Here is a 20,718-nt window from a genome sequence, read left to right as displayed (position 1 = left end):
CTCGCGCGCCGCCCGGCCCGGTCCGCGACCTCCTGCGGTCAGTCCCGATCGAGGAAGAAGTACAGGTGACGGCCGTCGATGACGCCGCCCTTGCCGTTCATGATGCCCATCAGGGTGGAGTCGTTCACGCGCTTGAAGTGGTCGATCACGGGTTGTCCGTCGTAGACCATCGATGCGGTGACCTCACCGCGGAACTCGATCATCCACAGGCTGGCCTCGCCCTTGCCCAGCTTTGTGTTGGAGAACAGTTCCCCGTTCTCGTCGCGGCACACCAGCGGCTGCACGTCGTTGCGGGAGATGAAGGTCTTGCCGTACCAGCCGACCTTGGGCAGCAACCCGTTGGTCTGGTGGCCCGTCGTGAACTCGCCGCCCTTCCACCGGCCGAGCATCTCCTCGGGACGCAGGGTCGGCAGCGCCGCCCAGATCTCGTCGAGTTCGGCGTCGTCGACGGTGCCGTCGACGGCACGCAGGTCGGCGAAGCGGGCGCGCGCCTGGTCGGCGGTGAGCTTCGTCGGTGGAGTTGGGGTGGCGGTGTCGGACATGTGGCGGTCCCTTCCGGCGCGTGAGACAACATCGGTGTCGCGTCCATCACAGACGCGAGCAACATCATATATGTTGTCAGATCCTCAGCGCAGCGGTGCCGGTGCCCATGGCTCGGGGGCCGATCGGATCAGCATCTCGCATCGCGCGGCGAGCGCGCGCCGATCGCCGCGCGGCAGTTGGGGTTCGTGCAGGCTGACGTGCACCGTGAGGTCCCGCAGCGCCAGCACCCGGCGCAACGTGTCGGCGGGCCCGTCATCGCCGATGAATCCCGGCGCGGTGCATCGCCCGCCGCGTGCGCTGAAGGCGATCCCGACCGGGAGGACCGGGACGCCGGCATCGAGTGCGGATTGGAAGAAGGCCGGGCGGAAGCTGCCCTGCGCGTGCCCGCACCACGTGGTGCCCTCCGGGAACACCGCCACCGAGGAGTCCGCGCACAGTCCGGCGGTCGCCTCGTCGATGACCGTGGGCAGGGTGCGCAACGATGAGCGGTCGATGCAGATCACCCCGAATCGCTTGGCCAGCACCGAGATTCCCGGCATCTGGGCGACGTCGGACTTGGCCACGAAGTGCGCGGGTTGCACCACCGCGATGGCGAGAATGTCGAGGTAGGAGATGTGGTTGGCGACCACGAGACCGCGGGCGCGGGAACCGAAGGGGCGGTGATCGTCGAGGAGGATGCGGATGCCGATGGCATGCAGCACCGCCTGCGCGGAGCGACGGAGGTACGCGCGTCGCACCAGTCGTGGCATGGGCGCGACCAGTGCCCCGAGGAATGCGATCACGGTGAGGACCATTGTCAGCCGGATCAACCGGGCCGCGACAATCACTCGTCCCGCGCGTCGCGCCGGGGCGTCGAGGCACTCGGCGCCGCAGGGGCTCGTCGGGTACCACGAGTGGTGGTCGTGCCGGCAGACCTTCCCGTGCGGTTGCCGGAGAACACGATCGGGTGTCGGTTCGGCAGCCGGGAGCACCGCGGTCATCGGGCACCGCCGAGGCGAGCCACCGAGTCACGGAGCCGGTCGAGATACCGGGCGTTGGCGGTGCGGGTGTCGAGCACCGTGAGGAAGTCACCGACGTCGAAGGCCGAGTCGACGGCCGGCTCACCGCCGATCTTGGCGCCGAGACGCAGGTAGGCGCGCATCAGCGGCGGCATCGTCACCGAGGCGGGCGGCTCGATCTCGTCGAGCAGCACTCCGTCGATGCGGGCCCGCACATGGGGGTATGCCTGCCAGTCGGCCCGATGACGCTGCGCCACGACATCCCGGACGCCACGCAGCAGCGAGCCACGGGCCGCCGGGTGGCCGGCAATGCGGATTGCGGTGTCGCCCAGCGGAACCGACACCGACCCCATGACGTAGCGGTAGCCGGTCTCGTCGAGGTGACGGAAGAGGGCCGCCCACAGCAGTGCCGTCACCGAGCCGTGACGATGGCCGTCGAGCACACATGCCCGGCCCATCTCGACGGTGGCCGGGGCGATCTCGTCGAGTTCGGACAGGTCGAATTCGCCCGAGCTGTACCACCCGCCGGCCGCGATGGCCCGCGGCGGCGGCAGCAGACGCGCGCACCCGATGAGGCCGTGATCGTCATGCCAGGCGAGCAGATGCTCGCAGTGGGCGTCGAAATGGTCTGCGTCCCTACCCGACTCGTAGTCGCCGATCGTGTCGGCGAATCCGGGTTCGGCGGCGAAGACGGTGTAGCGCAGTCGCTGGGCGGCGGCGATGGCGGACGGTTCGTCGGTCAGGATGACCCGTAGCGGGCCCGCATCGACGAGGGTGCGGAATCGGCCGGTGAGGACGGTGACCGGGGCTGATGTCATACCCCAGATGAAAACGAGGCGACACATCGCGACGGCGACGGTGGCACGTCGTGTCGGTGCTGGGCGGGTGAACACGTCGACGGCCCAACCGACCGTCGCATGAACCGTCCCTGAAATGCCGGTGACCCCCGACCATGAGGGTCGGGGGTCACCGGAAGACGGGTGTCACCGAGGTGACACGGACGTCACTTGCGCTTCTTGACCTCGTCGGTCAGCTGCGGGGCGACGTTGAACAGGTCGCCGACGACACCGAAGTCGGAGATCTCGAAGATCGGCGCCTCTTCGTCCTTGTTGACGGCGACGATGGTCTTGGAGGTCTGCATGCCGGCGCGGTGCTGGATGGCACCGGAGATGCCCAGCGCCACGTACAGCTGCGGCGACACGGTCTTGCCGGTCTGACCGACCTGGAACTGACCCGGGTAGTAGCCGGAGTCGACCGCGGCGCGGGACGCACCGACGGCGGCACCGAGCGAGTCGGCGAGTTCCTCGACGACCGAGAACTTCTCGGCCGAACCGACACCGCGGCCACCGGAGACCACGATCGAGGCCTCGGTGAGCTCGGGACGGTCGCCGCCGACGTTCGGCTCGACCTTGGTGATCTTCACGCCACCGTCCTGGTCCGGGACGGCGACGTCGACGCGCTCGCCGGCACCGGCCTGCGGGGCGGCCTCGACGCCACCGGGGCGGACCGAGAAGACCGGGACGTCACCCTTGGCCTGGGCCTCGACGGTGAACGCGCCACCGAAGATCGAGTGGATGCCGATGCCACCCTCCTTGACGTCGATGACGTCGGCGAGCACGCCCGAACCGAGGCGCACGGCGAGGCGACCGGCGATCTCCTTGCCGTCGGCGGTGGCCGCGACCAGGACGCCGGCCGGAGCCGCATCCTCGGCGATCGACGACAGCACGTCGACCTGCGGGCTGATCAGATAGCCTGCGGCGTCATCGGATTCGGCGACGTAGATCTTCTCGGCGCCGGCTTCCTTGAGGCCGTCGATGATGGGATCGGCCGAGCCGGACTTGCCGACGACGACCGCCGACGGGGTACCCAGTGCGCGTGCGGCGGTGATGAGTTCGCTGGTCACCTTCTTCAGGGCGCCCTCGGCGTCCTGCTCGACCAGAACCAGAACTTCTGCCATTTCCTTCTCCTGAATGTGTGTGGGGCCCAGCGTCATTCGCTCCGAATGCGCGGGCGCGGTGATGTGGTTCCGGCTGGGGCCTAGATGATCTTCTGGCCGACCAGGTACTCGGCGACCTTCACGCCACCATCACCCTCATCGGTGACACGCTCACCGGCGGTCTTCGGCGGCTTCGGGGTGGAGCTGGTGACAGTGGATCCGGCGTTCTCCAGGCCCACATCCGACGGCTCGACGTCGATCTCGGCCAGGGTGAGGACGGCGACTTCCTTCTTCTTGGCGGCCATGATGCCCTTGAAGGACGGGAAGCGCGGCTCGTTGATCTTCTCGTTGACGCTGACGATGGCCGGCAGGTCCGCGGTGATGGTGTAGATGCCGTCGTCGGTCTCACGCTCACCGGTGAGGGTCTCGCCCTCCAGGGTCAGCTTGCGCAGGTGCGTCAGGTGCGGCAGTTCGAGGTACTCGGCGATCATCGCGGGGATGGCACCGACACGACCGTCGGTGGCCTCGTTGCCGGCGATGACCAGCTCGACACCCTCGACCGTGCCGAGCGCGCGGGCCAGCACGTAGGCGGTCTGCACCGCGTCGGAGCCGTGCAGCAGGTCGTCCTTGATGTGGATGGCCTTGTCGGCACCCATCGACAGTGCCTTGCGGATGGCCTCGGTGGCACGCTCGGGGCCCGCGGTCAGCACGGTCACCTCGCCGCCGTTGGCCTCCTTGATCTGCAGCGCTTCCTCGACGGCGCGCTCGTTGATCTCGTCGAGTACGGCGTCGGCGGCCTCACGGTCCAGGGTGAAGTCGTCGTCGGAGAGCTTGCGCTCGGACCAGGTGTCCGGAACCTGCTTGATCAGAACGACAATGTTTGTCATGGGTCTACGTCGACCTCCTGCGTCGGGTTCGGCAACTTACCGGCGGGTAAGGCCATCGGTCTCCCCACTTTAACCCGTCCTATTATCGGGCTGAACATCGACTACCTCACAAAACGGAGGGGGGACTAGTGTCGTGGGGATGACCGACGTACACCGGACACCCGTGCCCGGCGCGCCGCAGGCACTGACGACCGACCAGCAACTCGCCCTCACCGGCGAACGCACAGTTCCGGGCATTCCCGCCGAGAACTACTGGTTCCGCCGCCATGAGGTCGCCTATACCCACATCACCGGGCGCTGCGCGGGCCTGCGCGTTCTCGAGGCCGGGTCCGGTGAGGGCTACGGGGCAGCCATGCTCGCCGCCGCCGGCGCCTCGGTGACGTGCGTGGATTACGACGACGCCGCGGTCGCCCACACGCGGGTGCGCTACCCCGAGGTCGAGATCGTGCAAGGGAATCTGATCGACCTCCCTCTCGCCGACGCCTCGGTCGATGCGGTGGTGAACTTCCAGGTCATCGAGCATCTGTGGGATCAGCCGGCGTTCATCGCCGAATGCCTGCGGGTGCTGCGTCCCGGCGGCGAGCTGCTGATCTCGACCCCGAATCGCATCACCTTCTCCCCCGGCCGAGACACCCCGCTCAACCCGTTCCACACCCGCGAGCTCAATGCCGCGGAGCTGACCGAACTCCTCGTCGACGGCGGGTTCGTCGTGTCCGCGATGCTCGGAGTGCATCACGGCGCGGCGTTGGCGCGCCTGGATGCGAAGTGGGGTGGGTCGTTGATCGACGCGCAGATCGAACGCGCCCTCGCCGGGCAACCGTGGCCGGACGAGCTCGTGGACGATGTGGCGGCCGTCGCGGCCACCGACTTCGACATCCGCGACGACGCCGACATCGACGCCTGTCTGGACCTTCTCGCGATCGCGGTGCGACCCTGAATCCCCGGATCTGCGACGCGACGCCGGTACCGGGGCAGTTCACGCTGGTTCTGCACTCACATCTGCCGTGGTTGGCCCACCACGGCCGGTGGCCGGTCGGCGAGGAATGGCTGCATCAGTCGTGGGCGGGTTCGTATCTCCCGGTGTTCGACATGCTGCGCCGCCTCGCCGACGACGGATTGCGCGACGTCATGTCGCTGGGCATCACACCGGTACTGGCCGCACAACTCGACGATCCGCACTGCTGCGCGTCGATGTACGAATGGCTCGCGGACTGGCAACTGCGCGCATGCGAGGCCGCGGTGTCGCGGGAGGACACCCGCCGCGTGTTGGGGACGCGTGAGTATCGTTCGGCGGCGGCGGCCATGCGCGACTTCGAGCAGCATTGGCGACACGGGGCGTCGCCCATGCTGCGCCGGGTCGCCGACAGCGGGGTCGTCGAGATCCTCGGCGGACCGCTCGCCCATCCGTTCGCGCCGCTTCTCGATCCGCGGCTGCGCCGGTTCTCCCTGTCGGAGGGCCTGGCCGACGCCCATGCACGGTGGGGGCGACGCCCACGCGGGATCTGGGCGCCGGAGTGCGCCTTCGCCCCCGGTATGGAAGCCGAGTATGCGGCGGCGGGGGTCGGTCACTTCATGGTCGATGGTCCGACGCTGCACGGCGACACCGCGCTGGCCCGGCCGGTCGGTGACACCGATGTGCTGGCGTTCGGCCGGGACCTGCAGGTCAGTTATCGCGTGTGGTCACCGAAGTCCGGCTATCCCGGTCACGGCGCCTACCGCGACTTCCACACCTACGACCACGGCACCGGACTGAAACCGGCCCGGGTCACCGGCAAGAAGGTCCCCGGTCACGCCAAGAAGCCTTACGACCCGCAGCGCGCGGATGCGGTGATCGATCGCCACGTCGACGACTTCATCGCTCACATCCGCCGGCGCCTGATCGACGAGTCCGCCCGGATCGGTCGGCCCGCCCTGGTGGTGGCCGCCTTCGACACCGAGTTGTTCGGCCATTGGTGGCATGAGGGACCGATCTGGTTGGAGCGGGTGCTGCGTCGACTTCCCGAGGCGGGCGTGCGGGTGGGGACACTCGCCGGTGCCGCGGCCGACGGTTTCGTCGGGGAACCGGTGGATCTCCCCGCGTCGTCGTGGGGGTCGGGAAAGGACTGGCGGGTGTGGGAGGGACCGCAGGTCTCGCATCTGGTCCAGCTCAATGCCGAGGTCACCGAAACCGCCCTGGCCGCCCTCGACAAGCTCGTCGTACCGGGTGCCGGACGCAATCGGGTCGCCGACCAGATCGTGCGCGAGACCCTGCTGACGGTGTCGTCGGACTGGCCGTTCATGGTGTCCAAGGACACCGCCGCCCACTATGCCGTCACGCGTGCGCATACCCACGCCCACGCCACCCGCGAAATCGTCGATGCCGCACTGAGCGGACGTGACCGCGAGGCACAACGGTTGAGCCACAACTGGTTTCGAGCAGACAATCTCTTCGCCGACCTGGATGCCCGCCGGGTCCCCCCGGCGATGGCCGCAGGCCGCGCGGAGTCGATCTGATGCGCATTCTGCTCGTCTCCTGGGAGTACCCACCCGTGGTGGTTGGAGGTCTCGGGCGTCACGTGCACCATCTGGCCACCGAACTCGCCTATCTCGGACACGATGTGGTGGTGCTGACGCGCCGCCCGCCGGGCACCGATGCGCTGACGCATCCGACGACCGACACCGTCGTCGACGGGGTGCGGGTGATCGCCGTCGCCGAAGACCCGTTGGAGTTCGAGTTCGGCACGGACATGATGGCGTGGACCCTCGCGATGGGGCATGCCTTCATCCGGGCCGGTCTCACGATCCTCGGCGGCCACCACCCGACGCACGGCGGTTGGTCACCGGAGGTGGTGCACGCCCACGACTGGATCGTCGCGCACCCGGCGATCGCGTTGGCCGAGATCTTCGACGTCCCACTCGTGTCGACCATTCACGCCACCGAGGCCGGGAGGCACAGCGGTTGGGTGAGCGGCCGGATCAATCGGCAGGTGCATTCGGTGGAGTGGTGGCTCGCCGAGGAGTCCGACGCCCTGATCACCTGCTCGGTGTCGATGTGCGACGAGGTGTCGCGACTGTTCGATCCGGTCGCCGACATCACGGTGATCCACAACGGGATCGACATCACCGTATGGCCTTTCACCCCGCGGCCGACTCCGTCGGGACCGGCCGAGCTGCTGTTCGCCGGGCGCCTGGAGTATGAGAAGGGCCTGCAGGATCTGCTGGCCGCGCTCCCCCGCATCCGTCGGACACATCCGGGAACGACGCTGACCGTGGCCGGGACCGGAACGCAGCGCGACTGGTTGGTCGAGCAGGCGCGGCGGTACCGGGTGTCGCGCGCGGTGAGCTTCATCGGCGCCGTCGACCATCACGGTCTCGTCGATCTGATGCACCGGTGCACCGCGATCGTGTTGCCGAGCCGCTATGAACCCTTCGGCATCGTCGCCCTCGAGGCCGCCGCGACGGGCATCCCGCTGGTGGTGTCTCGAGCCGGCGGACTCGGTGAGGCGGTGCAGGATTCGGCGACGGGGCTGAGTTTCGCACCCGCCGACGTGGCGGGCCTGACGGCGGCCGTGCGGGCGACACTGTCGGACCCGGCCGAGGCCGCCACCCGAGCCCGCAATGCGCGGGCCCGTCTTGGCACGGACTTCTCCTGGACCGAGGTCGCAACCCGCACCCTGGCGGTCTATGCAGCCGCGAAACGGCGAGTTCGTACCCCGGTCGGTCGTCGGCCGATCGTCGAACGCCCACTGCCCGAACGTGATCCGAACAACCCCTGACCCGCGGCGACCTCACGTTGCTGAAACTCGTTGCGCCGCCGGTCGAACCGCCCCATTTCGCCGGTCGAGCCGACCGGAGCGCCAGCGGAGGTCGCGTCGAGACCACGCAACCCGAAGCTGGAACCGATTGCAGCACAACCCGACTCCCGCAGGTCGAGCCGTCGTCGTCTCGCCGGTCGAACCGGCCCATTTCGCCGGTCGAGCCGACCGAAGCGCCAGCGGAGGTCGTGTCGAGACCACGCAACCTGAAGCTGGAACCGATTGCAGCACAACCCGACTCCCGCAGGTCGAGCCGTCGTCGTCTCGCCGGTCGAACCGGCCCATTTCGCCGGTCGAGCCGACCGAAGCGCCAGCGGAGGTCGTGTCGAGACCACGCAACCCGAAGCTGGAACCGATTGCAGCACAACCCGACTCCCGCAGGTCGAGCCGTCGTCGTCTCGCCGGTCGAGCCGCCTCGTGCGAGCTTGCGAGCCCGTGGCGTGTCCGCCGGGCCGAGCTTGTCGAGGTCGAGACCACCCAACCCGACGCTGGAAACCGACTGCAGCGCAGCACCACCCGACGGTAGTGACCTACCGCGGATAGGTGGTGATGGTCTCCCCGGACACCGGATCACGCCACACGACAGCCCGATCCGACAACATGGTGGGGATCAACAACCCCATATGCTTTCGCTGATGGTCCGGGGTACACAACGGCATCAGGTTGAATTCCACGGTCCAGCCACCGGTTATCGGATCCTGGTGCACGAATTTCACCAGGTGATCGATCTGGCATTCACTGGCCGGGCGCCCGCAATGCGGGTACCGGCAGGTGCCATCCAACTCGATGATCTTCTCCCGCAACCATGCCGGCATCCGATACGTCAACGCACCCGAGGGTGGCAGCAGATGTCCACCGTGCCCGGTGGGGTCGATCGGTAACGCGGGGAACGGATCGTCGAGACGACGCCACGCCGCCGGTATCCGATCCAGCGAGGTGGCGGTGCTGATGCTGGGTATGTCCAGGGTGGGAAACTCGGTGACGGTGACCAGCTGTCCGAACTGATTAATGACCTGGCATGAGCGTCGTCGACAACGCCGAAGTACTCCAACCGGGCTTCCCGCTGCCCGGACGGGTCGGTGATCAACGACAGCGACAACTGCGAATCGGTGTTGGTCTCGGTGTCGGGTTGCGCCTCAACGGTATCCGTTGCCTCGCCCTCAGCGTCGTCGGCGGCGGCGACGTCAGCGCCCGACTGGGAATCGTCGGTCATCTCGGGATCGTCGGTCACGTCGACATCGCCAGACAGATCAGCCGCGTCGGGGTCGATGTCGAGGTCGGTCAGGCCAGTTGGCTCTTCCGGCAAGGGGATCGCCCGCGAGCAGTCGCCCCGCCCGCACTCACACGACAGGTGTGCGCCGGGTAGTCCTTGGATTTCGGCGAATGCCGCGACCTGTACCTGACCCTGACGACGCGGGTCACGTGGGCAGATCCGCTCACTGATCATCTTCGCGATCCGCGCCGCCAGATGGGCACCCATTTCTCCCGGGGCGTAGACGGAGATACTGCAGTGCCCGTTGGTATCTCGGCGGACCCGCACGTTCTGATCACGTGCAGCGGCCTCCTCACGACGGTCCGCGGCACCGTCGGGATCCAGCGCGATCACCATCTCGACGACCTGATCCCGCAGGGTCGTATCCGCCTGATTACGTTCGGCCAGTTGCAGCGCACGGGTTTCGGCGAACGCGCGGACATCGTCGTCGGACAGGACGGCGATCTCGATGGCAATGATGCGGATACGTTCCAACGAGTGGTCACCGTCCAGGAATGCCGCGGTCACCGTCGGGAGCGTCGACAGCAGGAAACTCAGCGTCATCCACGCGGTGGCCTGCGGCACCGACACACCCAGGGTGGTGGACACCTTGCCGGTGGCGCTCTTGTCGACGGCGTCGGTGGTGTGCACGTTGGTCTGATGGCCCGAGAGCAGCATCTCGTCGTACACGGTGTGCCCGATCCGCGCTGCGGAGAGCACCTTCCGCGCGATCACTTGTCGTTCCTGGCGTTGCAGGGAGCGGGCCAGAGCGGTGGCCGCCTCGACGGGGAGGTGATCGATCATGGCTGCGTCGTCGGCGGTCATCGACAGTTCTGGTGCCTGATTGGTCTGAATCATTGTGTCGGCCATGGTGTTCACCTCCTCTGCTCGGTCGCTCGAACTGAACTGAGTCAAGTGTAGCGAGGGGGTCCGACAACTTTCGCCGGCGCGGAATCGGTTGGGGGTGAACGCTGTCAGCGTCGGCAGATCCGTGTTCGGTTGTCGGTGGCTCGGTTTCGCTGTCGGGTTGCGGAGGTCTCGACTCGGCTCGTCGCTTGCGCTCCTCACCGGCTCGACCAACGGGAGGGGGCGGGTCGGTTCGATGGGCGGGAGGAGCGCGGCCGACGCCACCAACGGGAGGGTGGGGCCGACTCCACCAACGGGAGGGGCGCGTCGCTTCGACGGATGGCACGGCCGGTTCCACCCAACGGGCGGGTCGCCCACCAACGAGAGGCTCCGGCTCGGCTCAGCCAAGGGAGGGTGGGGCCGGTCAGCCCTCGCCGCGCGCCGCTTGTGCCTTCTTACGTTCGATGTCGGCGAGAGCGCGTTCGAGTTCGGCACGTTCCGCGGCGTTGGCGGCCCAGGCGTCCTTGCGATTCTTGACGACGCGGGCCGGTGCACCGACGGCTATCGAGTAATCCGGGATGACGCCCTTGACCACCGCGTGGGAGCCGAGGACGCAGCCGCGGCCGACGATGGTGTTGCGCAGCACCGTCACCTTGGCGGCGACCCAGGTGTCGGGGCCGATGCGCACCGGCCCCTTGACGATGCCCTGATCCTTGATGGGCAGCGTGATGTCGTCCATGCGGTGGTCGAAGTCGCAGATGTAGCACCAGTCGGCGATCAGCGTCGAGCCACCGATCTCCAGGTCGAGGTAGGAGTTGACGACGTTGTTGCAGCCGAAGACCGTCTTGTCGCCGATGCGCAGGCTGCCCTCGTGGCAGCGGATGGAGTTGCCGTCGCCGATGTGGACCCAACGGCCGATCTCCATCCGGCTCATCTCCGGGGTGGCGTGGATCTCCACATTGCGGCCGAGGAACAGCATTCCGCGCAGCACGATGTGCGGATTGGCCATCCGGAACTTCGCGAGTCGGTAGTAACGGACCAGATACCAGGGCGTATAGGCCCGATTGCGGAGCACCCAGCGCAACGAGTCGATCGTCAGGAAGCGCACCTGCTCGGGGTCCCGACGACGCCCGGCCCGGAACCGCGACCGGTAGCTGGCGTTCCACATCGTGGTCATGACAGGCAACCCTAGGCCATCGCATGTGGACCGGATTCGCCAGATATCACCTCCGGGGGCCGTGTCCGGGGCGTCGCGGCACCGGTCGCCGACGCCCCACAGGATAGGCTCTAGCGTTGGCGTCGCCGGTGATGACTCCGGCGAGCAGAGGTGAAGGAGCTTCGATGGCGGTTGCCCGACGTCCGCGAGGTATGCGGCGCATGCCGGCAACTGTCGTCGTGGTGTTCGCGGCGGTGGCCGCCCTGGCGCTGTCATCATGCTCCGACGGCCACATCGACGTCCGGTCGGTACCGGGAATCGGGTGGTCCAGCTACGGCGGCAACGCTGCGAACTCCAACTTCGCCTACCCCAGCGTCCCCGACGATCTGGCGTTGAGCTGGACCCGCCCGACCGGTGGCACGGTGACCGCGCCGGTGACCATCTCGGCGACCGGCAACGTCGGGGTGACCTCCAACGCGACCGGATGCAACCTGCTGGTGCTCGATCAGCGCTCGGGACGCAAGAACTTCTGCAAGAACATGCGTGAGGGTGTCTCGGGCAACGCCATGCTCACCGATCAGTACGACCAGCCCTACATCGGGGAACAGACCACCTTCCTGGCGTTCAACGCCGGTGGTGCGATCCGGTGGCGGATGCCGGTGGTCGGGGTGCCGTTGTCGGCGAAGTTCGCCGACCCGGGCATCGCCCTGATGGTGACGACACAGGGCCAGATCCTGCTCATCGACACCCAGACGGCGCAGTTCGCCGCACCCGAGGTACGGCTGCGTCCCGAGGCCGATCCGGCCGACCCGCTTTACGGATACGGCGACTGCGTCACCAACGGTCCGCGGTGTGCGGTTCCCGCTCCCCCCGCGGTCGACATGGCTCATCAGCGCTTCTTCCTGAATGTGTGGCCCACCGGCGCGATCGCCAGCGAGATCCGTGGGTTCTCCTACGCCGAGGTCGACGGCAAGCGGACGATCTCGGAGATGTGGAAGGCGCAGGTGCCCGGCGGGGTGATCGGGCCGGCCACGTTGTCGGCCGACGGCTCCACCGTCTACACCTTCAGCCGCCTCGGCCAGATCGTGGCCCTCGACGCCGCGACCGGCACCACCCGCTGGACCTACGACAACGGCGGCTACGGGTTCGCGACGATGACGGTGTCCCCGGATGGATTGATCATCCCGACCGGTGTCATCGGCGCCCCGTTGACGCTGCTGCGCGACCGCGGCGACAGAGCCGAAAAGGTGTGGCAGCGCAACGATCTGGCGACCGTGAGCCTTTCGGCGCTGACCAATTCGGGGACCGCGTGGACCGTCGTGCGCGATCCCGGCAAGGACACCCTGTCGCTGACCGAGGTGTCCACCGCCGACGGCAGCACCGAACGCAGTCTGACGCTGCCCGATTCGGCCGGCTTCACCACCGGTATCGCGGTGTCGGCGTCCGGGCAGATCGCCACCGCCACCAATCTCGGCGAGGTGTACTTCTTCGACTCGAAGAGCAACATCCCCGGCTGAGCGGAGGGTTCACGCACCGCGGAACGTGCGCCGGTAGGCGATCGGGGCCATGCCGAGTTCCTTGCGGAGGTGGTGACGGAGATTGTCGGCGGAGCCGATACCGGTCTGTTCGGCGATGACATCGACGGACAGGTCGGTGGTCTCGAGCAGCTCCCGGGCGAGGTCGAGCCGCCGGTCGCGCAGCCACGCGCCCGGCGCGGAACCCGTCTCGTCGCGGAACCGGCGGATGAAGGTCCGCGTACTCATCTGCGCGTGCGCAGCCATCCGGTCGACGGTGACGGGTTCGGCCAGATGCGTGAGCGCCCACTCCCGCGCCACCGCCGTTCCCGGACCGTCACCGACCGGTACGTGCCGTTCGATGAACTGAGCCTGACCACCCTCACGCCAGGGCGGGACCACACAGTGCCGGGCGACGCGGTTGGCGACGGCAGCCCCGTGATCGCGCCGAATGATGTGCAGGCACAAGTCGATTCCGGCGGCGAGACCCGCGGAGCTCAGCACCGCACCCTCGTCGACGAACAGCACCGATTCATCGAGGTCGACCTCGGGGTAGAGGCGCCGGAAGTCGTCGGCGTACTGCCAGTGCGTGGTCGCCCGCCTTCCGTCGAAGACGCCGGCCGCGGCGAGGACGAAGGCACCGGTGCAGATCGACACCAGTCGGGCGTCGTGCTTGCGCGCGTCGAGTGCGCGCGCCACGTCGGGGTCGAGGACGCCGTCACGACGACTCGACGCCAGGCGCGTACCGGGCACGACGATGGTGTCGGCCGTGGCGAGCGCCTCGGGTCCCGCCGCGGCGACGATCCCGTAGCCGGTGGTGGTGTCGAGAGGTCCGGGCGACAGCGACACGGTCGTGACCGAATACAGCGGGCTGCCGTCGTCGGCGCACGCCTGACCGAACAGCAGTGACGGCATCGTCGCGTCGAAACCGACGACCGGCGGCAGCAGCAGGACCGCCACCGCATGCGGAGTCGCGACAGACACACGCTTGGCATGATCTTCCGACATATTGGCAATCATGCCAGTGGTGGCCCGGCACGTCGATACCCGATGCTGTATCGGTGACCAACTCCCCCACGCCCACCGTGCCGACCTCCGGCCGGCGGACACCGCACCTGCACTGGGCCTGGATCGTCGCCGCCGTCAGTTTCATCGCGATCCTCGGCGCGGCCGGCTTCCGGGCCGTTCCGAGCGTGATGATGGACCCGTTGCACATGGAGTTCGGCTGGTCGCACGCCACCGTCGGCGCCGCCATGTCGATCAACATGGTGCTCTTCGGTGTCACCGCCCCGTTCTCGGCGGCACTCATGGACCGATTCGGGGTGCGCCCGATCCTGACCGGCGCGCTCCTGCTGATCGCCGCCGGCACCGGACTCGGCGTGTTCATGACCGCCAGTTGGCAATTGCTCCTGCTGTGGGGTGTCCTCGTCGGCCTGGGCACCGGGTCCATCTCGATGGGCTTCGTGGCGACCGTCTCCACCCGCTGGTTCGTCGCCAAACGCGGCCTCGTCACCGGAATCCTCACCGCCGCATCGGCGACCGGTCAGCTGATCTTCCTCCCCGTGGTCGCCCACATCACCGACGCATACGGCTGGCGGTGGGCGTCGATCGTGGTCACCGGCGCAGCACTCGCTGTGGTTCCGCTGGTGGTGCTGTTCATCCGGGACCGTCCCACCGACGTCGGTACCACCGCGTACGGCGCCCGTCCGGACGACGCCGAAACCGCTCTGCCCACCAGCGGATTCGGCTCCGCGGCAAGCGGACTCGTGCGCGGGATGCGCGTCCGGGCCTTCTGGCTGCTGGCCGGCAGCTTCGCGATCTGCGGAATGACGACGAACGGTCTGATCGGGACCCACTTCATCCCGGCGGCGCACGATCACGGCATGCCGACCACCGTCGCCGCATCATTGTTGGCGACGATCGGTATCTTCGACGTCGCCGGCACCGTGTTCTCGGGATGGTTGACCGATCGGGTGGATCCCCGCATCCTGCTGGTGATCTACTATCTCGGCCGCGGTCTGTCGCTGGTGCTGCTCCCGATGCTGTTGTCGCCCAACGCCGAACCGAGCACCTGGGTGTTCATCATCTTCTACGGCCTCGACTGGGTGGCGACCGTCCCACCGACGATCGCGATCTGTCGGCATTACTTCGGCGCGGACACCCCGGTGGTCTTCGGCTGGGTGTTCGCCTCCCATCAGATCGGTGCCGCCGTCGCCGCTTTCGGCGCCGGTTACATCAGGGATGCGCAGGGCTCCTACGACAACGCCTTTCACGTCGCGGCGGCACTGTGCGTCGTCGCCGCCGCACTGTGCGCGGGAATCCGGCTCCGCGCCAACGACATCGCCGAAACCGACGTCACCGAAACCGAGGTCACCGTAACCGACGTCACCGGGGCCGCACCGGCGGGCTCAGATCCCGCGGATCCCGGCCTCACAGACGAAGGCCACTCCCTTACGGCCGATCCTGGTGAGCACCAACGACAGTGACCGGGTGCCCTTGAGCTTGAGCCGTTTCCGCAGTGCGTCGGGGTCGACGTCGAGGCCGCGCACCAGGATCTCCAGGGTGCCGCAGTCCTGGGCGGCGAGCGCCTTGCGCAGGACCTTCTCACTTGTCGAGCCCAGCCGCTCGATGATGCGGAACCCGCGCTCACCGGATGGCACCGCATCGCCGGTGAGGTAGGCGATCTGCGGATCCAGTTGCCACAACCGGTGTCGGTGCGCGTAGTGCCGCACCAGTCCGGCGCGGACGACCGCACCGTCGGGATCGATGATCCACTCCCCCGGTTCACCGGTCGGGATGTCGTCGGGTTCGGCATCGGTGAGTTCCCAGACCGACACGGCGCCGTCGACACCGGTGCGCATCACCGTGGCCCGCCGTCCGACACCGATCCCCGGCCCCGACCACAGGCACGCCTCCCGCACCGACGAGTCGAGCGAGGTCACCTGCACCTCACCGGAGAATCCGAAACGATCCCGCATCACCTGATAGTCCAGTCCCGGAGCACATTTCACCGCCAGCGGACGCCCGGCATAGGTCATCAGAACATCCAGCAGCGGAGGGCTGAGCGCGTCCGGTGAGAACACCCGCCCGGCACCGGTGCGTCGCGCCGGGTCGGCGAGGACGACGTCGGCGGTCGAGGTCGGGGTCAGTGCGTCGGCGACGAGCAGCGTCGGAGGGCACGACACATTCAATGCGGTGTTGTGCCGCGCCATCGCGAGTCGCACACGATCGAGGTCGCTGCCGATGACACCACCGATTCCAGCGATGGCGGCGAGTTCGATCAGTTCAGCGCCGACCGAACAGGTCACGTCGTGCACGATCGCGTCGGGATAACGCCGGGCGATCTCGGCGGCGCGGTGCGCGGCGACGACCGATGCGGTCGACTGTTGCAGGGCGTCGTCGGTGAGAAGCAGATCGGCGGCGTGCCGGAGCTTGCCGACGGCACGCCGACGCAGTCGGACCGTCTCGATGAGAGCGGCGTCATGGGGTGCGTAGCGGCTGCGCGCCTCGGCGATGTCGGACAGCATCGACGCCGGCGTCAGGGCCAGGCCACCGACGTTCTCCAATGCCTTGTCGCCATGCCGTGACCGCAGAAATGCCACATCGTCGAGTCCGAACCTGTACCCCATCACCGTTGATCTTCTCGCGTCCCCGCCGCGGCGTACCACCCGGGTCCGCCGTCATCGGTCCATCCGGTCTGTTCGGCACCGGCATGTCGGGGCATCCGCCCGGTCGCTCGCGTTAATCTCACGGCGTGAAGTCGAGCGATCACCGTCCCGAAGAGTTGAACGGTCCGGCAGTCACCCGTGCCCAGTGGTGGGTCGGCCTCCCGGAGTCCGAGCGTGCCCGTCTGCGCACCGATCATCCGGAGTGGATCGGCAATTCCGACGGCATCCTCGCCACCGACCGCGACATCGCCAACCGCGCGATGCTCCCCACCATGCGTGCCGACCTCCAGAAGCAGAGCGTTGACCTCGAGAAGCGGCTCGCCGACAACCGCTTCGGCGGAACGTTCACCAGTGACGACACCCGCAAGTGGTACGTCGACAAGAAACTCGCCGACATCGGCGCCATCGAACACGAACTCGGACGCGCCGACGAGAAGAATCCGCGACTGCTGATCTCCTTCGACATGCACAGCGGTGAACGCGGCCACTGCGCCGTGGCCATCGGCAACCCGGATCACGCCGATCACATCGCCATCAGCACCCCCGGGCTCGGCACGACGATCTCGCCGTCACTCACCGGCGATCTGCCCTATCAGGGGATGGGTGGTGAATCGCGACTGCTCCGCGAGGAAGCCACCCGGCAGCTGGGATTGGCCGGGCGCGGACAGGAGACCGTGGCGGCCATCGCCTGGATCGGCTACGACACCCCGAATCTCACCGGGCCCGGCGGCCGAATCTCGACCGCGCGCGGCGCCTTTCACGTCAGCACCGAGGGCAAGGCACGCGACACCGCCCCGATCCTGTCCCGCTTCTATGCCGGCATCGCCGCCGCCTCGGACCGTCGTCCGCGTCTCGTCGCGCTCGGACACTCCTACGGGTCACTCGTGACCGCCGAAGCGCTGCGCCTGACCCACGGACTGATCAGCGACGTCATCTTCTACGGCTCACCCGGCCTCGGCGGCGAGCGCGGATACGATGCCGATTACACCCCGCAGGATTTCAACCTGATCGGCGGTCGCGCCTACTACCTCCGCAACGACGGCGACACCATCGCCGAACTCGGCATCTTCGGCAGCGACCCCGCCGAGAGCGCCGACCTCATCCGGCTGTCCACCCATGCCGGCACCGACAAGACCGGCGTGACCCGAGTCGGGAGCACCGCCCACGCCAGCTATACCCGCGACGTCGACGGGAAATCGACGATGGCCCAATACAATATGGCCGCGGTCGTGGCGAATCTCCCGGCGAATCTGATCGTCGGGCCGTAGCGACTACTGCGGCTTGGTGCCCGTCACGACGACGTTGTAGAAGAACTTCGGGGGCACGATCTTTCGCAGCACGTTCTCGTCGAGCCAGGTGAGCCGCTTCCACGAACCGAACGCGAATCCGGCCCAGCCCCAACCCAATTTGCCTGCGGGCACCGCGGCCTCGAAGGTCCGGACGGGCCAGCCGAGCATCGCGGCGGCGAATTCCTCGGTGGCGGTGTCGACGCCCTCGGCGCCGGCGGCGCGGGCGATGCCGGCCAGCTCGTCGGGATCGAAGGTGTGGATGTCGACGACGGCCTCGAGCGCGGCCGCGCGGGAGGATTCGTCGAGTTCTTCCTGCGGCCGCCGCCACGACTGCAGCGGACCGAGTTTGGTGATGTTGGTCGTCAGGTACCAGGTGGCGCGACTCATCCAGCGGGCGTAGAAGTCGCCGATGGTCGACGGCTCGCCGGCGAACAGGAACCGACCACCCGGCTTGAGGACCCGCAGCACCTCGCGCAGCGCCTGCTCCACATCCGGGATGTGATGCAGCACGGCGTGTCCGACGACGAGGTCAAAGGTGTTGTCGTCGTAGGGGATCTTCTCCGCGTCGGCCACCCGGCCGTCGACGTCGAGTCCGAGGTTCTCCGCGTTGCGCAACGCCACCTTCACCATGCCCGGCGACAGGTCGGTCACCGAACCCTTGGTCGCGACCCCGGACTGCATCAGATTGAGCAGGAAAAACCCCGTGCCGCAACCGAGTTCCATCGCCCGCCCATACGGCAGCCCCTCGTCGGTCTGCACGGCGTCGAACCGGCCGCGCGCGTAATCGATGCAGCGTTCGTCGAAGCTGATCGACCACTTCTCGTCGTAGGTCTCCGCCTCCCAGTCGTGGTAGAGCACCTGGGCGAGTTTGGTGTCGGTCAACGCGGCCTGCACCTGTTCGGCGGTGGCATGCGGATTCGGCGCGGGATCGATTCCCTGATCGTCGGTCGCGCCGCCCTCGGGGGTGGTCCCGTTCTCGGTGGTCGTCATCGCTTGGCGTTTCCTCTCTCCGACGCCCCCGGTGGGGGCCATCGCCTTACTTACCGGTGAACGTGGCCTTGCCGGGGCCGTTCTCCACGAACGACGCCATTCCGATCGCGCGGTCCTCGGTGGCGAAGAGCGCGGCGAACAGTTGTTCTTCGATCTTGAGCCCGGTGTCCAGGTCGACGCCGAGGCCCTGGTCGACGGCCTTCTTCGCAGCGGCGATGGCCACCGACGCGGCGTTGGCGAACTGTCCGGCCCACTTCAGGGCGGCGTTGTACACCTCGTCGGGGGCGACGACCTCATCGACCAGCCCGATCTCCAGCGCCTCGGCCGCACCGACGAAGCGGCCGGTGAACATCATGTCCTTGGCCTTCGACGGCCCGACCAGCCGGGCCAGACGCTGGGTGCCGCCGCCGCCGGGGATGACGCCGAGCAGCACCTCGGGTACGCCCAGTTTGGCGTTGTCGCCGGCGATCCGACGATCGGCGCCGAGCGCCACCTCGAGTCCGCCGCCGAGGGCGTATCCGGTGATCGCGGCGACGGTCGGCTTCGGGATCTCCGAGATCGCACCCAGCGCACGCTGCAGAGACCCGGCGACCTTGGACATCTCCGCGTAGGTCATGTCGGTCATCTCCTTGATGTCCGCACCGGCCGCGAGCACCTTGGGGCCGCCGTAGACGATGACCGCCTTGATGTCGTCACGTTCGGTGGCCTGCGCCGCGGCGGCCGCGAGTTCGGACTGCACCTGCCGGTTCAGCGCATTCATCGGTGGGCGATGGAGCAGGATCGTGCCCACGCCGGGATGCTCTTCAGAGGTTTCGAGAGTGACGAACTCAGCCATGGTCGAAGGCTACCGGTCCGATCCCGCCGATCGCGTTCCGGGTTGACCAACGAGACGGGTGGGGCGCCCCGATTCGCACAATCTGTCGGCCACCGCCACCGACGTGGTGAGGTCCGCCATCGTCACCGCCCCCAGCCCCCGGCATCCGCCATCGGAGAGCTCGACCGCCCGCTCGGCCGCGAGGACCGCGGCCACGCCGGTGGCCGCGGACTGGGCTCGCCCCGTCGCGATACGAACCTCCCCCCTTCGACGGTTGACCACGGTGATCCGCCACCGATCCGAGCCGACGTGTGGTGCCCGCCCGACCAGGGCCCGCAATCGCGGACGGCGTGCCGCGAGCGCCAACGCGCGAGTGGAGAGCGCGTCGGTCATCGCGAGGTGGGAACGCACCGCCGCCGGCCGCGCAGTGGTCCCGAGCAGCACATGGTCGGGAAAGTCGGCCCGCAGATGACGTCGCGGACGTTCGCCGCCGTAGCCGGGAAGTACTCGTGACTGGCGAAAGTTGGTGACCGGCATGCCATCCGGCGACGCGAAGATGTCCTGCCCGATCAATCCGATCGTCCACGCCACCGCCGCCGTCCCGTGGTGCTCACCGGTGCCCAGCATGACGCCGACGTCGATCTCGTCGTCGGGTGCGGACGCCATGTCGGCGACCAACGTGGTGGACAGGCCGGGGGCCAGCCCGGCGCCAAGGACCACCGTCTCCCGCGGACCGGTGCTGCGGCGCAGCGCGGCGAGGTAACGCGACGTCGCCGAGATCTCGACCACCGGCACCGGCAACGTGGCCAGTCGTTCGTCCTCGACCCCGGACGCGTTGATCAGCACGTCGTGGCCGACGGCGAGGCCGGTGAGCACGTCAATTCCGTCCCGCGCCGACACATCGACCCGGCCGCCCTCGCCTTCGCGGCGCCCCGCGGGCGTGACGTCATGTCCGCGGCGCTCGAGTTCGCCGACGATCACCGATCCCACCGCTCCTCGCGCACCGAGAACCATTGCCCGCATCGCCACCA

Annotated in this window: 19 protein-coding genes; 6 read left to right on the top strand and 13 right to left on the bottom strand. The window is 68.1% G+C overall.

Annotation, left to right across the window (positions count from 1 at the left end; translation table 11 throughout):
• Window positions 1-38 precede the first annotated feature (38 nt).
• The 5 genes from ABLE94_RS14705 to ABLE94_RS14685 all read right to left on the bottom strand — a co-directional run bounded on the left by ABLE94_RS14705 (window position 39) and on the right by ABLE94_RS14685 (window position 4,364).
• Entirely contained in the window at window positions 39-542 is a 504-nt protein-coding gene (locus ABLE94_RS14705) for a DUF4334 domain-containing protein (protein ID WP_348806654.1), read from the bottom strand.
• A gap of 84 nt (window positions 543-626) precedes the next feature.
• Window positions 627-1,523, bottom strand: a complete 897-nt coding sequence (locus ABLE94_RS14700) for a lysophospholipid acyltransferase family protein (protein WP_348806653.1) — start codon at window positions 1,521-1,523, stop codon at window positions 627-629.
• A complete protein-coding gene (locus tag ABLE94_RS14695; RefSeq protein WP_425476204.1) occupies window positions 1,520-2,386 on the bottom strand; it encodes a GNAT family N-acetyltransferase in 867 nt (288 codons plus the stop codon). Before ABLE94_RS14695 ends, ABLE94_RS14700 begins: the two co-directional genes overlap by 4 nt.
• A gap of 158 nt (window positions 2,387-2,544) precedes the next feature.
• On the bottom strand, window positions 2,545-3,498 hold the full coding sequence (locus tag ABLE94_RS14690) for an electron transfer flavoprotein subunit alpha/FixB family protein (RefSeq protein ID WP_348806651.1): 954 nt from the start codon (window positions 3,496-3,498) through the stop codon (window positions 2,545-2,547).
• An 80-nt stretch (window positions 3,499-3,578) separates the two neighbouring features.
• Entirely contained in the window at window positions 3,579-4,364 is a 786-nt protein-coding gene (locus ABLE94_RS14685) for an electron transfer flavoprotein subunit beta/FixA family protein (RefSeq protein WP_348806650.1), read from the bottom strand.
• Window positions 4,365-4,503: 139 nt separating this feature from the next.
• On the opposite strand from ABLE94_RS14685, the gene ABLE94_RS14680 reads away from it, so the two are divergent.
• Genes ABLE94_RS14680 through ABLE94_RS14670 form a run of 3 tightly spaced genes read left to right on the top strand, consistent with a single transcriptional unit; the run spans window position 4,504 to window position 8,119 of the window.
• Complete coding sequence (locus ABLE94_RS14680; RefSeq protein ID WP_348806649.1) at window positions 4,504-5,301, top strand: class I SAM-dependent methyltransferase; 798 nt, start codon at window positions 4,504-4,506, stop codon at window positions 5,299-5,301.
• 8 nt (window positions 5,302-5,309) lie between these two features.
• Entirely contained in the window at window positions 5,310-6,857 is a 1,548-nt protein-coding gene (locus ABLE94_RS14675) for a 1,4-alpha-glucan branching protein domain-containing protein (RefSeq protein ID WP_348809120.1), read from the top strand.
• On the top strand, window positions 6,857-8,119 hold the full coding sequence (locus ABLE94_RS14670; RefSeq protein WP_348806648.1) for a glycosyltransferase family 4 protein: 1,263 nt from the start codon (window positions 6,857-6,859) through the stop codon (window positions 8,117-8,119). Before ABLE94_RS14675 ends, ABLE94_RS14670 begins: the two co-directional genes overlap by 1 nt.
• Window positions 8,120-8,688: 569 nt before the next feature.
• Here ABLE94_RS14670 and ABLE94_RS14665 read toward each other — a convergent pair.
• From ABLE94_RS14665 to ABLE94_RS14655, 3 genes are all read right to left on the bottom strand, one after another.
• A complete protein-coding gene (locus ABLE94_RS14665; RefSeq protein WP_348809101.1) occupies window positions 8,689-8,985 on the bottom strand; it encodes an HNH endonuclease signature motif containing protein in 297 nt (98 codons plus the stop codon).
• Window positions 8,982-10,280: a 13E12 repeat family protein gene (locus tag ABLE94_RS14660; RefSeq protein ID WP_348809100.1), complete on the bottom strand. Its 1,299-nt coding sequence runs from the start codon at window positions 10,278-10,280 to the stop codon at window positions 8,982-8,984. Before ABLE94_RS14660 ends, ABLE94_RS14665 begins: the two co-directional genes overlap by 4 nt.
• A gap of 400 nt (window positions 10,281-10,680) precedes the next feature.
• Complete coding sequence (locus ABLE94_RS14655; RefSeq protein ID WP_348807518.1) at window positions 10,681-11,433, bottom strand: acyltransferase; 753 nt, start codon at window positions 11,431-11,433, stop codon at window positions 10,681-10,683.
• Window positions 11,434-11,597: 164 nt separating this feature from the next.
• Here ABLE94_RS14655 and ABLE94_RS14650 point away from each other — a divergent pair, with 164 nt between their 5' ends.
• The gene (locus ABLE94_RS14650; RefSeq protein ID WP_348809099.1) at window positions 11,598-12,929 is read left to right on the top strand and encodes an outer membrane protein assembly factor BamB family protein; all 1,332 of its coding nucleotides are present in this window, start codon (window positions 11,598-11,600) and stop codon (window positions 12,927-12,929) included.
• A gap of 9 nt (window positions 12,930-12,938) precedes the next feature.
• Here ABLE94_RS14650 and ABLE94_RS14645 read toward each other — a convergent pair whose 3' ends face one another.
• Window positions 12,939-13,934, bottom strand: coding sequence for a GlxA family transcriptional regulator (locus ABLE94_RS14645; RefSeq protein ID WP_348807520.1), 996 nt, complete (start codon window positions 13,932-13,934; stop codon window positions 12,939-12,941).
• A 53-nt stretch (window positions 13,935-13,987) separates the two neighbouring features.
• Here ABLE94_RS14645 and ABLE94_RS14640 point away from each other — a divergent pair, with 53 nt between their 5' ends.
• On the top strand, window positions 13,988-15,412 hold the full coding sequence (locus ABLE94_RS14640) for an MFS transporter (protein WP_348807521.1): 1,425 nt from the start codon (window positions 13,988-13,990) through the stop codon (window positions 15,410-15,412).
• Here ABLE94_RS14640 and ABLE94_RS14635 read toward each other — a convergent pair.
• Window positions 15,335-16,555: a THUMP-like domain-containing protein gene (locus ABLE94_RS14635; RefSeq protein ID WP_348807522.1), complete on the bottom strand. Its 1,221-nt coding sequence runs from the start codon at window positions 16,553-16,555 to the stop codon at window positions 15,335-15,337. The two genes, ABLE94_RS14640 and ABLE94_RS14635, sit on opposite strands and share 78 nt — an antisense overlap.
• Before the next feature lie 125 nt (window positions 16,556-16,680).
• Between ABLE94_RS14635 and ABLE94_RS14630 the strand changes: the two genes are divergently transcribed.
• Window positions 16,681-17,862 (top strand): alpha/beta hydrolase, encoded by a 1,182-nt coding sequence (locus tag ABLE94_RS14630; RefSeq protein WP_348807523.1) that lies wholly within the window; start codon window positions 16,681-16,683, stop codon window positions 17,860-17,862.
• 3 nt (window positions 17,863-17,865) lie between these two features.
• On the opposite strand, the gene ABLE94_RS14625 is transcribed toward ABLE94_RS14630, so the two are convergent.
• From ABLE94_RS14625 to ABLE94_RS14615, 3 genes are read right to left on the bottom strand one after another with little or no spacing between them, the layout of a single operon-like run.
• On the bottom strand, window positions 17,866-18,873 hold the full coding sequence (locus ABLE94_RS14625; RefSeq protein WP_348807524.1) for a class I SAM-dependent methyltransferase: 1,008 nt from the start codon (window positions 18,871-18,873) through the stop codon (window positions 17,866-17,868).
• Window positions 18,874-18,919: 46 nt separating this feature from the next.
• Window positions 18,920-19,708: an enoyl-CoA hydratase/isomerase family protein gene (locus ABLE94_RS14620; RefSeq protein ID WP_348807525.1), complete on the bottom strand. Its 789-nt coding sequence runs from the start codon at window positions 19,706-19,708 to the stop codon at window positions 18,920-18,922.
• 9 nt (window positions 19,709-19,717) lie between these two features.
• Window positions 19,718-20,710, bottom strand: coding sequence for a Rossmann-fold NAD(P)-binding domain-containing protein (locus ABLE94_RS14615; protein ID WP_348809098.1), 993 nt, complete (start codon window positions 20,708-20,710; stop codon window positions 19,718-19,720).
• Between the last annotated feature and the right edge of the window lie 8 nt (window positions 20,711-20,718).

The organism is Gordonia sp. VNK1, assembly GCF_040049135.1.
Taxonomy (GTDB): domain Bacteria; phylum Actinomycetota; class Actinomycetes; order Mycobacteriales; family Mycobacteriaceae; genus Gordonia; species Gordonia oleivorans.
This window is presented reverse-complemented; position numbering and strand designations above follow the sequence as displayed.

What these genes read in the sequence shown, in the direction of transcription:
- ABLE94_RS14705 (WP_348806654.1), bottom strand. Translation starts at nt 542, where the DNA reads ATGTCCGACACCGCCACCCCAACTCCACCGACGAAGCTCACCGCCGAC.
- ABLE94_RS14700 (WP_348806653.1), bottom strand. Translation starts at nt 1,523, where the DNA reads ATGACCGCGGTGCTCCCGGCTGCCGAACCGACACCCGATCGTGTTCTC.
- ABLE94_RS14695 (WP_425476204.1), bottom strand. Translation starts at nt 2,386, where the DNA reads ATGTGTCGCCTCGTTTTCATCTGGGGTATGACATCAGCCCCGGTCACC.
- ABLE94_RS14690 (WP_348806651.1), bottom strand. Translation starts at nt 3,498, where the DNA reads ATGGCAGAAGTTCTGGTTCTGGTCGAGCAGGACGCCGAGGGCGCCCTG.
- ABLE94_RS14685 (WP_348806650.1), bottom strand. Translation starts at nt 4,364, where the DNA reads ATGACAAACATTGTCGTTCTGATCAAGCAGGTTCCGGACACCTGGTCC.
- ABLE94_RS14680 (WP_348806649.1), top strand. Translation starts at nt 4,504, where the DNA reads ATGACCGACGTACACCGGACACCCGTGCCCGGCGCGCCGCAGGCACTG.
- ABLE94_RS14670 (WP_348806648.1), top strand. Translation starts at nt 6,857, where the DNA reads ATGCGCATTCTGCTCGTCTCCTGGGAGTACCCACCCGTGGTGGTTGGA.
- ABLE94_RS14660 (WP_348809100.1), bottom strand. Translation starts at nt 10,280, where the DNA reads ATGGCCGACACAATGATTCAGACCAATCAGGCACCAGAACTGTCGATG.
- ABLE94_RS14655 (WP_348807518.1), bottom strand. Translation starts at nt 11,433, where the DNA reads ATGACCACGATGTGGAACGCCAGCTACCGGTCGCGGTTCCGGGCCGGG.
- ABLE94_RS14650 (WP_348809099.1), top strand. Translation starts at nt 11,598, where the DNA reads ATGGCGGTTGCCCGACGTCCGCGAGGTATGCGGCGCATGCCGGCAACT.
- ABLE94_RS14645 (WP_348807520.1), bottom strand. Translation starts at nt 13,934, where the DNA reads ATGTCGGAAGATCATGCCAAGCGTGTGTCTGTCGCGACTCCGCATGCG.
- ABLE94_RS14635 (WP_348807522.1), bottom strand. Translation starts at nt 16,555, where the DNA reads ATGGGGTACAGGTTCGGACTCGACGATGTGGCATTTCTGCGGTCACGG.
- ABLE94_RS14625 (WP_348807524.1), bottom strand. Translation starts at nt 18,873, where the DNA reads ATGACGACCACCGAGAACGGGACCACCCCCGAGGGCGGCGCGACCGAC.
- ABLE94_RS14620 (WP_348807525.1), bottom strand. Translation starts at nt 19,708, where the DNA reads ATGGCTGAGTTCGTCACTCTCGAAACCTCTGAAGAGCATCCCGGCGTG.
- ABLE94_RS14615 (WP_348809098.1), bottom strand. Translation starts at nt 20,710, where the DNA reads ATGCGGGCAATGGTTCTCGGTGCGCGAGGAGCGGTGGGATCGGTGATC.